We start from the raw sequence: 15,612 nt of genomic DNA on the forward strand, positions 1-15,612 counted from the left end.
GCCGGTCGAAACCGGCGCCGTCTTGTTGTGATGCAGGAGCTGTTGTTTACCGTGGTGGCAGCCAACGGGACGCCTGAGGAATGTGTACCCCGGCGTACCGGGGCACATGCGGCGACGCGTACAGGAACGCTACGCGGCGCTGCACCCCGTCATCGGTGTGTACCGCTATGCGGCGCCGCGCGCCATCATACGGCGAGTACCGCCACGCGCCGCGGCACGAATGCCGACACCACAAAGGTGACGACGATGTTGGCCGCGAGTGCGATCAGGCCGATATAGAGCGGGAAGGTCGACGCGCCGAAGTGCAGCGCATACACAGGCTTGAGCCCCTGGATGATCGCGAGCGATGTGCCGATCACGATCCCCACCAGCCAGCCGAGAAACAACCCCGGCATCGACAGGCGTCGCGTGTAGAGCGTGAACACGATCGCCGGAAGGATCTGCAGAATCCAGACCCCGCCGAGCAACTGCAGGTCGATCGCATACTGCGTCGGCAGGAAGATGATGAACAGCAGGGCGCCGAACTTGACGACCAGCGACACCAGCTTCGCGTTCGAGGCTTCCTGGGTCGGCGTGATGTTCGGATTCACGAGCGGACGCCAGAGATTGCGCGTGAACAGGTTGGCCGCGCCGATCGACATGATCGCTGCGGGGACCAGCGCACTGATCGCAATGGCGGCGGCCGCGAAGCCGACAAACCACGACGGGAATATCTTGTTGAACAGCGCCGGCACGACGTCGCTGGCCGCGTGTACCTGGACGCCGGCCGCGATTGCCATGTAGCCGAGCAGCGCGATCAGGCCGAGCAGCACGGTATAGGCGGGCAGGAAGATTGCATTCTTGCGGACCGTTGTCGCTGAACCCGAGGCGAGAATGGCCGTCATCGTATGCGGGTACATGAATGCCGCGAGCGCGGAGCCGAGTGCGAGCGATGCGTAGGCCGTGAATTGCTGCGGCTTGAGGATGATGCCCGTGGCGCCGCCCTTGGCCGCGAAGAACTTGTCGGCCGAGTCGAACACATGGGCATAGCCGCCGAGCTTTTCCGGAATGATGACGATCGCCGCGATCACGACGATATAAATCATGATGTCCTTGACGAACGCGATCATTGCCGGTGCGCGCAGGCCGCTCGCGTACGTATAGAGCGCGAGGATCACGAAGGCGACGATCAGTGGCAATTCACCCGACACGCCGAGGCTCTTGATCACCACCTGCATGCCGACCAGCTGCAATGCGATATAGGGCATCGTTGCGACGATGCCGGTGATCGCGACCGCGGCCGGGAACCACTTGCCACCGTATTCGCCTTGCACGTAGTCGGCACCCGTGATGTGGTTTTTCGCATGCGCGATCTTCCACAGTTTCGGCATGACCGCGAACACGAACGGGTAGACGATGATCGTATAGGGCAGTGCGAAAAAACCATACGCCCCGACCGAGTACACCAGTGCGGGCACCGCGATCACCGTGTAGGCGGTATAGAAGTCGCCGCCGACCAGGAACCACGAAATGAGCACGCCGAACTGCCGTCCTCCGAGACCCCATTCGTTGAGTTGCGTGAGGTCCCCGGCTTTCCAGCGGGCCGCGAAGAATCCGATGACCGTGACGAGCACGAAGAAGGCGATGAACACGGTCATCGCAACGGAATTGATAGGCATCGCTTCGGTCACTTGATGCTCCTGTAGACGATATAGAGCAGGATCGAAGTCAACGGCACCCAGAGAAACTGATACCAGTAGAAGAAGGGGAAGCCCAGGATGGCCGGTTGCGCGTCGTTATAGAAGGGCAGCCAGAGCAGGGCGATAAAGGGAACGAGCAACAGCCAGCGCACTAGGCGAGGCTGCCGCTCCTGGTTGGTCGTCGGCATCGTTCTTTTTACCTGTATTCGCAGTGGTCTTCCGGCGCACAACGGCCGCGAGACGGCCGTCTGCTCCGGTGCGGACGTGCCGCTGTATCGCGCGGCTGATCGCGGTGCGAATTATGTTTGAATTCTTTCAGATTTGCACCTGGTGTCGATCTCGCAGAAGATGAGCAGGACGCCGCGAATATGTCGCAGCGCAGCATGCGAACCCGAAATCCGAGGCGCATGGGCTGTGCCATGAGGGTCCATAGGCTGGGCTACTAAAGTCGCATAGCTGCGCTACTAAGGTCACATAAGCTGCGCTATCGTGGTTTGCAGCGTTGCGCTCGCGCGCGTCATGGGTGGTCGCAACTCGTCATGGATCAGCTCGAGTATCGACAGTGCCGACTTCACGGGTGCGGGATTGGGTTCCGACGACAGCGCACGGATCAAGGGGGCGAGTTCGTGGAACAGCGCGCGTCCCCGCTCGAGACGCCCGGCATGTATCTCGCGATCATCGCGACGAAGTCCGTGGGCCGAAGATGTGCGCCTGCCTCGTCCCGCGTGATGGCCTTGACGAAGGGGGGTATCGTGATGCGCCCGACGCTCGTACTCATTCCTGGATGGCTGTGCGATTCCGTGGTCTGGGCCGAACAGGTCCGGGCACTTGAACCGTTCGCGCATTCGGTGATTGCTGATCATGGACACCGAGATTCCCTCGAGGCGATGGCCACCGCCGTGCTGGCAATGGATCTGCCCGAACGCTTTTCGGTTGCGGGGCATTCAATGGGCGGCCGTGTCGCCCTTGAGATAGTGCGCCAGGCACCGGAGCGCGTCGATCGTCTTGCGCTTCTGGATACCGGGTTTCAGGCGCGGCCATCCGACGAATCCGGGGAGCGGGAGCGAAGCCTGCGAATGACGCTGTTGCAGCTGGCGCGTCGCAGCGGCATGCGGCAGATGGGTGTCGAGTGGTCGCGTTTGATGATCGGCGACAATGCATCGCCGGCGCTCAAGGAAGCGGTGCTCGACATGGTCGAGAGGCGTTCGGTCGAGCAATGCGAAGCGCAGGTTCGCGCGCTGTTGAATCGTCCTGATGCGACCAGTCTGTTGCGAAGCATCAAGTGCCCGCTGCTGCTCGCCTGCGGCCGTGAAGACCATTGGAGCCCGCTTGCTTGCCATGAGGAAATGAGGGATCTCGTCAAAGGATCAAGACTGGAAATCATCGAGGGCTCGGGCCACATGACGACAATGGAGCGACCTGAAGCCGTGAGTTCGATATTGCGGGAATGGCTGCAGTGGTCGAATCATAGTGGAGTGGCACCGGAGGATTCGGAACGTGGAGCGCCATGAGACCGGAATCGCAGGAGCCTGATGCGCCATGAGTGCGAAGTCGCAGAAGCCTGATTGGGATAATAATGCGTAGCGCTGCCCTGGCGGCGCTGCGCAGACCTGCTCACCCGTAGCGAGGCGTCTCGCGTGGCTGTGGATGTGCCAGAAAGAATCTCACCATTTCAGCGCTCGCATCGGGCCCTCGTGGGTCGGTATAGGACCCTTGAGCGCTGCCGCCTCCCCAGGCGTGCCCCGCACCGTGGATGATCCACTGCTCCGCTTGTACGCCGTTCGCCGCGCGCAGGTAACTCACGGTACAGGCGTGTTGTGTATTCGAACCCGGAACAGATTCGATCACCGGCGCATCCGTCGGCTTGAAGGCGCCCAGCAGCGTTGTCGCATTGGATGGATGAACCGTCGTATCCCTGTCCCCGTGGAAGACGATAGTCGGGCGAACCGGAGTATTTCCGTACGCCGTAGCGGCATGATCACGGGCCGATCCGGTGCCCCCCTTCATGGCGGCAAGCGCAGAGGGCAGGTCCCGAGCACACCCGTGGGGCAATCCGGAATGCACACCCGCAGCAGCATAAAGCTCAGGATACGTGTGAACCATGATGTCCGCCATCGCTCCACCGGCCGACAGTCCCGCCACATAGACGCGAGCAGAGTCGACATCATGGCGATCCATGACTTCGCGAGTCATACCCTCGATCAGCGAGGGTTCACCGCAGCCGCGAATCTGGTCTGCGGTCTTGAACCAGTTCCAGCACTTCGACTGATTGGCGCTTCGCGGTTGAATGGGGTAGAGGACCAGGATGCCCTCGCGTTCGGCAATTTCATTCATACGGGTGCCGCCCGCAAAATCGTCGGCATCTTGCGTACAGCCATGCAGCATGACGACGAGTGGCCGAGGCTTGGCGTCGAAGGTCTGCGGCACGTATAGCTTGTAGTCACGCTGACCGGCGGCGGCGCGGAATGTGTGTCGGCGGAATCGTGTCGGCTCGGCATTCCCTTGATATTGCGCGGGGTCCGGTGCAACCCGAGCCCGGGCAGTGAACGGGTCACGCCTGGGATGCAGTTCGCCACGGGTTCCGAGGTCAATCGTATTCGTCGTGTCGGCGCGCTCGACCTCGCAGGGTGCTTGCGCACTGGCGTTCAGCGCATGCTGGATGACGCGCGTCGCCTCGGAAGGACCCTGTGTCCGCAACCGATCCATCGCATCGTGCATGGACTGCATGAAGCTTCTCTTCGTGTCCATCGTGCTATTTCCTTTTCAAGTGCCAAGACAAAACCTAAAAGATCCGGTCTGCGAGGGCCGTCTTCACCGCGGGTGAGGCGTGAAAGGCGCCCAGCACGGTAACTGACGCGATGGTCGCAAGCGCGAGTTCCGCAGAAACGTCCGGGGCGATGCTGACCAGGCCGAGGGCCTGAATTTCCAGTTGCTCGTTTGCTGCTCGGGTGGCTTCGAGATCGCTTCGCGAAAAGTGCTGAAGACCCAGTACGAGCGAGCGGCGCACAACGGTCTGCGCAATGACAGTGGCATGGCCTGTGATCTGGTTGCGGATCGCCGTCCGGATCAAGTCCGCGCGGTTCGAATAGAAGCCCTCCTGCACCAGGAGATCGATGTTGCCGAGGTCGATCGGACTCAGGTTGATCGTGATTTTCTCCGTGTCCCCGCCTTTCGGACGCGACAGGGTGTGAGCTACCGACGTTGCCATGATCTCTCCAATTTCCATCCAATGAGATGGTTATAGGCGTCTCATTGGATGGAGTCAAGGAGGAATGTCCGGCAATAGTTCGCGGAGTAGTGGCCGTATGGTGCTTAAAATTCCACTTGTATATACAAGACGAAGATACTAAGCTTCAGAGCACTTGAGCACTTGTATAGACAGGAAGTGATGATGATGCAGATGACCTTGACCCCGGGTCGCTTGACGCTTGCGCAACTTCGCCGGATCGCGCGAGAGCAGGTGACGCTGCGACTCGACCCGGGGAGCTTTGCGCAGATCGATGCGGGTGCCCAGACCGTCTCCGACATCGCCGCCAAAGGCGAGCCGGCCTATGGCATCAACACGGGTTTCGGTCGGCTCGCGAGCACGCATATTCCTCGCGATCAACTCGAACTGCTCCAGCGCAACCTCGTGCTGTCTCATGCCGTGGGTGTCGGCCAGCCGATGTCCATCCCGGTGGTGCGTTTGCTGTTCGCACTGAAGTTGTCGAGCCTCGGCCGCGGCCACTCGGGTATTCGCCGCGAAGTCATGGATGCACTCATTACGCTGTTCAACGCGGACGTACTGCCCGTGATCCCCGTCAAGGGTTCGGTTGGCGCCTCGGGCGATCTTGCCCCGCTTGCTCATATGTCGGCAGTGCTGCTTGGCATCGGCGAAGTCTTCATTCGCGGCGAGCGGGTGCAGGCCACCGAGGGCTTGCGCGAGGTGGGTCTGAAGCCGCTGGTATTGCAGGCAAAGGAAGGACTGGCCTTGCTCAACGGCACCCAGGCGTCGACTGCGCTGGCGCTCTACAACATGTTTGCGATCGAAGACTTGTTCCGTACCGCTCTCGTTTCGGGCGCCTTGTCGGTGGATGCGGCCATGGGCTCGGTCAAACCCTTCGATGCGCGCATCCAGGCACTACGCGGCCACCAAGGCCAGATTGATGCGGCCGCCGCGTATCGCGCGTTGCTGGAAGGCTCGAACATCAACGTCTCGCACGCCGACTGCGACAAGGTGCAGGACCCGTACAGCCTGCGCTGCCAGCCGCAGGTGATGGGCGCCTGTCTTGACCAGATGACGCACGCGGCGAACATCCTGCTGATCGAGGCGAACGCGGTCTCCGACAATCCACTGATCTTTCCGGACACCGGTGAAGTGCTCTCGGGCGGCAACTTCCACGCGGAGCCGGTCGCGTTCGCGGCCGACAATCTCGCCCTTGCGGCCGCTGAGATCGGCGCGCTCGCCGAACGCCGCATCGCCTTGCTGATCGACACGACCCTGTCGGGCCTGCCGCCGTTTCTCGTTCGCGATGGCGGCGTGAACTCGGGGTTCATGATCGCGCATGTCACGGCTGCCGCGCTCGCGTCCGAGAACAAGACGCTCGCCCATCCGGCATCGGTCGACTCGCTGCCGACCTCCGCGAACCAGGAAGACCACGTGTCGATGGCGACCTTCGCGGCGCGCAAGCTCGGCGATATCGCGGACAACACCGCTAACATCCTGTCGATCGAATTGCTAGCCGCGGCCCAGGGCGTCGACCTGCGTGCGCCGCACGTGACGAGCCCGCGCCTGCAGCGCGTCATGGAGGCGATCCGCACGGACGTCGCACACTACGAACTCGATCACTACTTCGCACCGGACATCGCCGCGTGCACGCATCTCGTACAGAGCGGCACGATTGCGGCCCACAGTCCGTTCTCGTTCCCCTCCGAACAATCCGAGCCGTGTTCACAACGGTAACAAGCCATGAATTCACCGGCATACCAGGGCATCAAGGACTTCATTCTCTCGCGTATCGATGCGGGCATCTGGGCCGAAGGCGACCAGGTGCCCTCGGAAAACGAACTCGCGCGCGAGTTCAAGGTTGCACGCATGACAGTCAACCGCGCCTTGCGCGAGCTGACCTCGGAGCAGGTGCTCACGCGCGTGCAGGGGGCCGGTACCTACGTGGCGCGGCCGAAGTACGAGTCCACGCTGGTCGCGATTCGCAGCATCTCGGATGAAATCACTTCACGAGGACACCGGCACCATGCACAAGTGCTGCACCTCGGCGCGGCGATCGCCGACGAAGCGCTGGCCGATGAAATGCAGCTCGGTGCGGGCAATCCGGTCTTTTATTCGCGCGTGCTGCACTTCGAGAACGATGAACCGGTGCAGCTCGAAGCACGCTGGGTCAATCCCGCGGTTGCGCCCGAATACGTGCTGCAGGACTTCGCTGCCGTTACGCCGAACCAGTATCTCGTGCGTGTTGCGCCGCTGCAGCGCGTCGAATACCGGATCGAAGCATCCGCAGTCGATGATGAAACACGGGGCCTGTTGGCGATGGATCCGCTTGAGCCCTGCCTCGTGCTGCATCGGCGCACGTGGTCGCAGAGCATGGTCGCCTCGGTGGCCAATCTCTGGCATCCCGGCAGCCGTTACCGCTTCACGGGACATTTTTGAAATCGGTGTTTTGACAGGACCGGCGGGGCCGGTCCCTGCCTTCGACAGTATCGTCGACCCACGAATCCGCGCCATCAGTCTTTGAGAGGCCACCATGAACGACCCGAAAAGCTTCGGCCCGCGTCTCGACCCGACGCGCACGATCCGCGCGCCGCGCGGTGCCACGCTCAACTGCAAGAGCTGGCTCACGGAAGCCGCCTACCGGATGATTCAGAACAATCTCGACGCGGAAGTCGCCGAGCATCCGCATGCGCTCGTCGTGTATGGCGGCATCGGCCGTGCCGCGCGCAACTGGGACTGCTTCGACCAGATCCTCGCCTCGCTCAGGGAACTGAACGACGATGAAACGCTGCTGATCCAGTCGGGCAAGCCGGTCGGCGTATTCCGCACGCATGCGGACGCACCGCGCGTGCTGATCGCGAATTCGAACCTCGTGCCGCACTGGGCGACCTGGGATCACTTCCACGAACTCGATCGCAAAGGTCTGATGATGTACGGTCAGATGACGGCCGGCAGCTGGATCTATATCGGCAGTCAGGGGATCGTGCAGGGCACCTACGAAACGTTTTTCTCGGTGGCGAACCAGCACTTCGGCGGCGACCCGAAAGGCCGCTGGATCCTGACCGCCGGGCTCGGCGGAATGGGCGGCGCGCAGCCGCTCGCGGCGACGATGGCAGGGTTTTCGATGATCGCCGTCGAATGCGACGAGACGCGCATCGACTTCCGGCTCAAGACCCGCTATGTGGACAAGAAGGCGGCAACGCTCGACGAAGCGCTCGCGATGCTCGAAGAAGCGAAGCGCGCGGGCCGGCCGGTGTCGATCGGCCTGGTCGGCAATGCGGTCGACGTCTTCGCCGATTGCGTGGCCCGGGGCATCACGCCTGACTGCGTGACCGACCAGACCAGCGCGCATGACCCGATCAACGGCTATCTGCCGCGGGGCTGGAGCGTGGCCGACTGGCGCGAGCGCCAGAAGGTCGATCCCCAAAGCATCGTGACGCCGGCAAAGGAGTCGATGGCCCTGCAGGTGCAGGCGATGCTGACGCTCCAGGAGCGCGGCGCCGCGACGCTGGACTATGGCAACAACATCCGGCAGATGGCACTCGATATGGGTGTGAAGAACGCGTTCGATTTCCCGGGCTTTGTGCCGGCGTATATCCGGCCGCTGTTCTGCGAAGGGAAGGGGCCGTTCCGTTGGGTCGCGTTGTCGGGCGATCCGGAGGATATCTACAAGACCGACGCAAAGGTCAAGGAACTGATCCCCGACGACGCGCATCTGCACAACTGGCTCGACATGGCGCGTGAACGTATCGCGTTCCAGGGCCTGCCCGCGCGGATCTGCTGGGTCGGCGTCAAGGACCGCCATCGTCTGGGGCTTGCGTTCAACGAGATGGTCAAGCGCGGCGAGCTCAAGGCGCCGATCGTGATTGGCCGCGATCACCTCGATACGGGATCGGTGGCGAGCCCGAACCGCGAGACGGAATCGATGAAGGACGGTTCGGATGCGGTCAGCGACTGGCCTTTGCTCAATGCATTGCTCAACACCGCGGGCGGCGCGACGTGGGTGTCACTGCACCATGGCGGTGGCGTGGGCATGGGGTTTTCGCAGCATGCCGGGGTGGTCATCGTATGTGATGGAACGGATGCGGCGGCCCGCCGGATCGAGCGGGTGCTCTTCAATGATCCGGCAACGGGCGTGATGCGGCATGCGGATGCCGGTTATGAGCTCGCGCAGGAGACGGCTCGCGAGGTCGGGCTCAATCTGCCGATGCTTGGGCGTTGAACGTGGCCCTGGGGGCGGGGGTCGCACTCATTCGCGGCGCTGAACTCGTGGCGGCGCCTTGGAAGAACGGTGGTGGCCTCACGCGTGAGATCGCTGCCTTTCCGACGGGTGCCGCGCTCGATGCGTTCGTGTGGCGCGTGAGTATTGCGGAGGTGGCTTCGTCCGGGGCGTTTTCGGTGTTCGCCGGTGTCGATCGCACTTTGGTGCTGCTTGCCGGTGCGGGCATGATGCTCAATGAAGCCGGTGGCGCGACATTGCCCCTGGTGCAGTCGCTGGACATCGCACGCTTCGCCGGCGAGGCTGCCATTGACGCGCGGCTGGTCGATGGTGCAACGCGCGATTTCAATCTGATGGTGCGACGTGGCGCGGCCGTCGGCGAGGTTTCCGTCGTGCGCGGAGGCGCTTCTTCGACCTGTACCCTTCGCGCTGATGTCGTCTTGCTGTTTTGTGCGGCGGGTTCGATCGAGGTGACGGTGGGCGAAGACGACGCGATCGGGCTTTCCGTGGACGATACGCTGCGCGTCGATTCACCCGATGCATTGCGCTGTGTAGTCGGCGGAGAAGGGCATGCGCTTGTAGTCAGCATTCGTTACTCGCGCAGTATCTAGATAGAGCAAAGCAGGCAATGGAGTCGCGGAGATACGCGGCGAGAACGAAGCGTCGGGCGTGATGCGTACTCACACGTGACAAGTAACCAAGCTATGAAGCCAACCGTCTGGCATGACCTCAAGCTGTGCACCGCAGGTGATCCCGATGACACGATTTCCGACGCGGCCATCGCCGTGGAAGATGGACGTATCGTGTGGCTCGGGACCTTTGCCGATCTCCCTCGGGATCATGCAGACTGGCATCGCGAAAGTCTTGGCGGGGCGTGGGTGACACCGGGGCTGGTCGATTGCCACACGCATCTGGTCTATGGCGGGCAGCGTGCAGACGAGTTCGCCCAGCGGCTCGCCGGCGTCAGCTACGAAGCCATCGCCCAGCAGGGTGGCGGGATTGTCTCGACCGTTCGGGCGACGCGCGTGGCTGACGAGGACACCTTGTTTCGTGCGGCGATTGAAAGGCTTGAGCCCCTGCTCGCCGAAGGGGTGACCGCCATCGAGATCAAGTCGGGTTATGGACTCGATCTCGTCAACGAAAGAAAAATGCTGCGGGTCGCGCGGCTGCTCGGTGAACGGTATCCGGTCACTGTGTACACCACATTCCTCGGCGCGCATGCCTTGCCGCCGGAATTCGCGGGACGCGCCGACGACTACATCGAGGAAGTCTGCACGCGGATGCTTCCGGCGCTCGCCGACGAGGGCCTCGTCGATGCGGTCGATGTGTTCTGCGAGCGGATCGGGTTCTCCTTGTCGCAGAGCGAAAAAGTGTTCAACACTGCGGCGCGACTTGGCCTTCCCGTAAAGATGCACGCCGAGCAGCTTTCGAATAGTGGAGGCACGGCGCTCGCCGCCCGGTATGGCGCGATTTCCGCCGATCATCTCGAGTTTCTGGACGAGGCCGGGGTCCGGGCGATGAAAGCAGCAGGCACGGTGGCGGTTCTGCTCCCCGGCGCGTACTACTTTATTCGCGAGACGCAGTTGCCACCTGTCGATCTGCTGCGCAAACACCAGGTCCCCATCGCGATTTCGACGGACAGCAATCCGGGGACTTCACCTGTCACCTCTCTGCTTCTCGTCATGAATATGGGCAGCACCCTGTTCCGGCTGACGGTGCCTGAAGTGCTGCAGGGCGTGACTGTCCATGCGGCGCAGGCACTGGGGCGTGCCGACCGGCACGGGGTGCTCGACGTCGGGCGCGAGGCCGATTTTGCCGTGTGGTCGTGCGCGTCGCTGGCCGAACTGGTCTACTGGCTTGGGCGGCCGCTTTGCCGGATGGTTGTTCGCGGTGGCAAGGTCGCTTACACACGCGGGTAGTTCTTGCGGATGGGGTTGTAGCTTGCTCTTGCCGCGAGTTCCTGTAGCCGGTGTTAGCGGTCGGTGTTTGTGACTGGTGCTTGTTGTCTTTTTTCGGATTCGTTCCCGACTTTGCTTCGGGTGCCGTCAAGGTTTCGACATATGACTTCCTCCGTTGGTGCACGTCATTCGCTGTTCGCCGAGTACACTTTGCTGCCGGATGGCTGGCGTCGCGACGTGTTGCTGCAGTGGGATGAGCGAGGGACGCTTGTCGACGTGACGGCGGACACATCCGCGCCCGCCGGCGTCGCACGCGCAGCGGGTCCTCTCGTGCCGGGGATGCCGAATCTGCATTCCCACGCGTTTCAGCGGGCGATGGCTGGTCTCACGGAATACCGTGCCAATGCCACCGACAACTTCTGGAGTTGGCGCGATCTCATGTATCGCTTCGCGGCCCGCATCTCGCCCGAAGGAATGGCGGCCATCTCGGAGTGGCTGTATGTCGAAATGCTCAAGGCCGGTTACACATCCGTCTGCGAGTTCCACTACGTCCATCATTCGCCCGATGGAAGCCGTTATGCCAATCCCGCTGAGCTGGCAACGCGTGTGGTCGATTCGGCGCAACGTTCGGGCATCGGCATGACGATGCTGCCGGTTCTTTATCAGTACAGCGGTTTCGGCTCACAGCCACCGCGTGACGATCAACGGCGTTTTATCAACACCCCCGAGAGTCTGCTTGATCTGCTCGCTTCGCTGCGTGCCGCACATCCGGAACACCCTGCGTTGCGCTATGGCATTGCGCCGCATTCACTGCGTGCCGTGTCGGCGGATTCGTTGCGAGCGTTGATCGAGGGGCTGGATACCGTTTCGGCTGATGCGCCGATTCATATTCATATCGCTGAGCAGACCGCCGAGGTTGACACGTGCATCGACGTCGAGGGCGCACGACCGGTGCAGTGGTTGCTCGACCGTTTCGACGTCGATTCCCGCTGGTGCCTGGTACATGCGACCCATGTCGATGCGCAGGAAATGATCGCGCTCGCGAGAAGCGGGGCGGTCGTGGGCTTGTGCCTGACCACGGAAGCCAATCTGGGCGATGGCATTTTTCCCGCGCATGACTATCTCGCAGCCGGCGGCCGCTTCGGCATCGGCTCGGACAGCCATATCGGCGTCGACTGGCGTTCAGAACTGCGCTTGCTCGAATATGGCCAGCGCTTGTCGCGGCGGCAGCGTAATGTGCTGGCGTCGGAGCACTCGATACATTCGACGGGACCGGAAGATTCAAGACTTTTTTCGCATTCGGCCCACGTCGCCGATCGCTTGTTCGGCGCAGCCCTCGAAGGCGGTACGAACGCGACGGGCCGCGCGGTTGGCATGCTCGAGCCTGGCCGCCGCGCGGACTGGCTGGTGCTCGACGCCGAGCATCCCGCGATTGCCGAGCACACACCTGAATCGTGGCTGTCGGGCATCGTGTTCGGCGAACACGGTGAAACGCCTATCCGCGACGTCTACGCAGGTGGCGATAAAGTCGTCGACAATCGATGTCATCGCGACGAGGAACAGGCCTATGCGCGGTATCGCATCGCGCTCGCCGAGCTTTTGAGATGAACGTCAAGGCTACCGCAGCCTAGTCTCATAGTGTGAACTCGCCGCGGGACAGATCCTGTCCCGGTTGACACGAGTGCACCGCCGCCCCCGCTTGCGTCGGACGCTCGGATAGTTCCTCTTGCCAATCATCCGATTCGACACACCGTTCGGGCTGTTCACCCGTCCGGACACGGAAACCTTCGGCAGATAATCCGTCCGCTAGGTGCACATCGTCCTCGCCGTCGACTTCCGCGCAGACCTTCGAAAATATCCCACGCAGCGTGTCCAGGATCGTTTCCATTAGCATGCCTTGACGATGTTGTGTCACGCCACTCCGATATCGTAAAAATAGAGACGAGAGACCAATATGAGATTCACGCTGCGCGATCGGGGCGCTCGCCGGCCGCAGAGAGCTCGCACGCTGACGATTCGAGTCAGCGATGATGATTCGTCACAACGCGCGACATTCCGTTGGACGCGTGCCGCAACTCCGTGGTTGGGCGGGCTTCTAACGGCATCCCATTTCCTCAGCGCTCACGCGCAATCGAACGATTCACTCGGTGAGCAGGAACAGCGACGTCGCGCGCAGGAGCAGGCGATCCAGCGCGCCCAGGCGCTCCAGGCTCCCAACGTCACGCTGCAGTCGAAGCAGGCGAAGGAGGAAGACGACGGCAAAGTGCCGGTCGAAACCCCCTGCTTCAAGATTACCCGCCTCGTGCTCGACGTGCCGCCGGGACTCAGTGCGCCGGTCGAAGCCGCCCGGGGCGCAAGCGCTGTTGCCTGATCCGCTGTTTCCGGGTGAGTTGATGTTCGCCCAGCGCGAGCTCGATCGCTACCGCGGCCAATGCGTGGGTCGCGAGGGCTTGAACCTGATCGCGCGCCGCGTGCTCGCGCTCGTCATCGAGAAGGGCTATTCCACGACGCGCGTCGTTATCAGCTCGCAGGATATTTCGACCGGAATTCTCAAGCTGTCCTTGATCCCGGGCGTGATCAGCGCGATCCGATTCGCCGATCCGGCCACGTATGGCACCTGGCGCAACGCGTTCCCGACTCGTGCGGGCGATCTGCTGAACCTGCGCCGCATCGAGCAGGGACTCGAGCAGATGAAGCGCGTGCCGAACCAGGACGTTGACATGCAGATCGTACCTGGGCCGTCGCGGGGCGAGAGCGACATTGTGATCTCGGTCAAACGCACGAAGCCCTGGTCGCTCGCACTGAGCGCCGATGACAGCGGCTTCAAATCGACGGGGCAACTCCAGGGATCGGTGAATTTCTCGCTGTATGACCCGCTTGGCCTGTCGGACATCCTCAACGCCGGCTATAGCCACGATCTGAACGGCCACTCCGACAAGTACGGCACGCATGGCGCGAGCGCGTACTACTCCATTCCTTGGGGCGACTGGACGTTCGCTGCGACGGCGAGCCAATACCACTACTACCAGCAGATCGCGGGTGCGTATTCAACGATCGTATCGAGCGGCGACTCCAGGACCTTCGACGTGAAGGCCGAGTACCTGTTCTATCGCAACCAGGTCCAGAAGAACACGCTGTCGTTCCGTGTCGGCAAGTACTTCAGCGAAGCGTATCTCGACGGTACCGAGCTCGGTGTCCAGCATCGCGACAACACGTATGCCGAAATCGGTTGGTCGCACAAGCATTACTTCGGCCCGGCGCAGTTCGACAGCACCCTCGCATACCGCTGGGGCGTGCCATGGTTCGGCGCGCAGAATGATCTGCCAGGCGTGGCGATCGGAACACCGACCTTCTACTACCAGATTACCGCGCTCGATGCGACGCTGAGAGTGCCGTTCTCGCTTGGCAACGTACCGCTGCGCTTTACGACAACGGTGCGCGCGCAAAACTCGCCGAGCGTGCTCTATCCGACCGAATACTTTTCGATCGGCAGCCGCTACACGGTGCGCGGCTTCGACGGCAATACGATGCTCTCCGCCGAGAAGGGCGTGTTCCTGCGCAACGATCTCGAAATGCCGATCGCACAGACAGGGCAGGCGCTCTACCTTGGTCTCGACGGCGGCGAAGTGTTCGGGCCGGCTGCGGGCAATCTGCTCGGCCGACGCCTGGCGGGCGCCGTCATCGGCCTGCGCGGCAACTTTCTCAAGTCCGTCAATTACGACGTCTTTATCGGTGGGCCGCTGTATCAGCCGACCGGCTTTCCGAATCATTGGCCGGTCGCCGGCTTCAGCGTGAATCTGCCCCTATGAACCAGGACCTCTATCGCGTCATTTTCAATGCTGCGCGTGGCCTCTGGATGGCGGTGCAAGAAACCGCGGTGGGCCGGGCAACAGGGACATCACGGGGAGGCGTCCGTTTGTCATCTGCCGCTGCGCTGTCGCGGATCGACCTGCTCGCCATGCGCCCGGTTGCGTTCGCCGCGCTCTGCATGCTGGGCATGCTGCCCGTCGCGGTCGATGCGCAAGTCGTGGCTGCGCCTTCGGGAAACAGCAAGCCGGTCGTCGGCGTGACGGCCAACGGCACGCCGCTCGTCCAGATTTCGACGCCGAACGGCGCGGGCGTATCGAACAACAACTTCACGCAGTACAACGTCGGCAGCAAGGGTCTGATTCTCAACAATGCGACCGGCCATGTGCAAACTCAACAGGCCGGACTGGTCGGCGCGAACCCGTCTCTCGCCGGTAGTGGCGCGCGGGTCATCGTCAACCAGGTCGTTGGCGGCAGCCCGAGTCAATTGCTCGGTTACACCGAGGTTGCGGGTCAACGCGCCGATGTGATCATCGCGAATCCGGCGGGCATTTTTTGCAATGGTTGCGGCTTCATCAACACGAATCGCGGCGTGTTGGCGACCGGCACGCCCGTCTTTGGCGGAACGGGAAGCCTCGATGCGTTTCACGTGACGGGAGGCCAGATCCAGATCGGATCGAACGGGCTGAATGCGAGCGGCATTGATCAGGTCGACCTGATCGCTCGTAGCGTAGCGCTCAATGGGCAGGTTTGGGCGAACAAGGCGCTCAATGTCGTCGCGGGTCACAACCACGTTCGCTACGA

Annotated in this window: 15 protein-coding genes; 10 read left to right on the top strand and 5 right to left on the bottom strand. The window is 62.3% G+C overall.

The window, feature by feature from the left end; genetic code table 11:
- Window positions 1-185: 185 nt before the first annotated feature.
- The 3 genes from mctP to HV670_RS32075 all read right to left on the bottom strand — a co-directional run bounded on the left by mctP (window position 186) and on the right by HV670_RS32075 (window position 2,542).
- Window positions 186-1,658 carry a monocarboxylate uptake permease MctP gene (mctP, locus tag HV670_RS25030; protein WP_175107706.1) on the bottom strand — a complete coding sequence of 491 codons (1,473 nt, stop codon included), beginning with the start codon at window positions 1,656-1,658 and terminating at the stop codon, window positions 186-188.
- A gap of 8 nt (window positions 1,659-1,666) precedes the next feature.
- Window positions 1,667-1,867, bottom strand: a complete 201-nt coding sequence (locus tag HV670_RS25035; RefSeq protein ID WP_175107694.1) for a DUF3311 domain-containing protein — start codon at window positions 1,865-1,867, stop codon at window positions 1,667-1,669.
- Between the two features lie 282 nt (window positions 1,868-2,149).
- On the bottom strand, window positions 2,150-2,542 hold the full coding sequence (locus tag HV670_RS32075) for a dihydrodipicolinate synthase family protein (RefSeq protein WP_343054498.1): 393 nt from the start codon (window positions 2,540-2,542) through the stop codon (window positions 2,150-2,152).
- Between HV670_RS32075 and HV670_RS25045 the strand changes: the two genes are divergently transcribed.
- The gene (locus HV670_RS25045; RefSeq protein WP_175107707.1) at window positions 2,435-3,190 is read left to right on the top strand and encodes an alpha/beta fold hydrolase; all 756 of its coding nucleotides are present in this window, start codon (window positions 2,435-2,437) and stop codon (window positions 3,188-3,190) included. The genes HV670_RS32075 and HV670_RS25045 overlap by 108 nt on opposite strands.
- Window positions 3,191-3,293: 103 nt before the next feature.
- Here the strand turns inward: HV670_RS25045 and HV670_RS25050 are convergent, their stop codons facing one another.
- Window positions 3,294-4,427, bottom strand: a complete 1,134-nt coding sequence (locus tag HV670_RS25050) for an extracellular catalytic domain type 1 short-chain-length polyhydroxyalkanoate depolymerase (RefSeq protein WP_175107695.1) — start codon at window positions 4,425-4,427, stop codon at window positions 3,294-3,296.
- Window positions 4,428-4,461: 34 nt separating this feature from the next.
- Entirely contained in the window at window positions 4,462-4,887 is a 426-nt protein-coding gene (locus HV670_RS25055) for a CopG family transcriptional regulator (RefSeq protein WP_175107696.1), read from the bottom strand.
- 192 nt (window positions 4,888-5,079) lie between these two features.
- Between HV670_RS25055 and hutH the strand changes: the two genes are divergently transcribed.
- The 9 genes from hutH to HV670_RS25095 all read left to right on the top strand — a co-directional run.
- Window positions 5,080-6,621: a histidine ammonia-lyase gene (gene hutH, locus HV670_RS25060; protein WP_175107697.1), complete on the top strand. Its 1,542-nt coding sequence runs from the start codon at window positions 5,080-5,082 to the stop codon at window positions 6,619-6,621.
- 6 nt (window positions 6,622-6,627) lie between these two features.
- The gene (gene hutC / locus HV670_RS25065) at window positions 6,628-7,323 is read left to right on the top strand and encodes a histidine utilization transcriptional repressor HutC (RefSeq protein ID WP_175107698.1); all 696 of its coding nucleotides are present in this window, start codon (window positions 6,628-6,630) and stop codon (window positions 7,321-7,323) included.
- Between the two features lie 94 nt (window positions 7,324-7,417).
- On the top strand, window positions 7,418-9,106 hold the full coding sequence (gene hutU / locus HV670_RS25070) for a urocanate hydratase (RefSeq protein ID WP_175107699.1): 1,689 nt from the start codon (window positions 7,418-7,420) through the stop codon (window positions 9,104-9,106).
- A 2-nt stretch (window positions 9,107-9,108) separates the two neighbouring features.
- Window positions 9,109-9,714 carry a HutD/Ves family protein gene (locus HV670_RS25075; protein WP_175107708.1) on the top strand — a complete coding sequence of 202 codons (606 nt, stop codon included), beginning with the start codon at window positions 9,109-9,111 and terminating at the stop codon, window positions 9,712-9,714.
- Window positions 9,715-9,807: 93 nt separating this feature from the next.
- Window positions 9,808-11,022, top strand: a complete 1,215-nt coding sequence (gene hutI / locus HV670_RS25080) for an imidazolonepropionase (RefSeq protein ID WP_175107700.1) — start codon at window positions 9,808-9,810, stop codon at window positions 11,020-11,022.
- Window positions 11,023-11,163: 141 nt separating this feature from the next.
- Window positions 11,164-12,609 (top strand): formimidoylglutamate deiminase, encoded by a 1,446-nt coding sequence (locus tag HV670_RS25085; protein ID WP_175107701.1) that lies wholly within the window; start codon window positions 11,164-11,166, stop codon window positions 12,607-12,609.
- Window positions 12,610-12,955: 346 nt separating this feature from the next.
- Entirely contained in the window at window positions 12,956-13,372 is a 417-nt protein-coding gene (locus tag HV670_RS31290; protein WP_246257924.1) for a hypothetical protein, read from the top strand.
- Window positions 13,365-14,810 (top strand): ShlB/FhaC/HecB family hemolysin secretion/activation protein, encoded by a 1,446-nt coding sequence (locus HV670_RS25090; RefSeq protein ID WP_246257926.1) that lies wholly within the window; start codon window positions 13,365-13,367, stop codon window positions 14,808-14,810. The genes HV670_RS31290 and HV670_RS25090 overlap by 8 nt, the downstream gene beginning before the upstream one ends.
- A gap of 107 nt (window positions 14,811-14,917) precedes the next feature.
- Window positions 14,918-15,612 (top strand): filamentous hemagglutinin N-terminal domain-containing protein (locus tag HV670_RS25095; protein WP_246257928.1); only part of this gene is annotated, 695 nt, incomplete at its 3' end.

It is taken from the genome of Pararobbsia alpina, assembly GCF_902859895.1.
Lineage (GTDB): Bacteria > Pseudomonadota > Gammaproteobacteria > Burkholderiales > Burkholderiaceae > Pararobbsia > Pararobbsia alpina.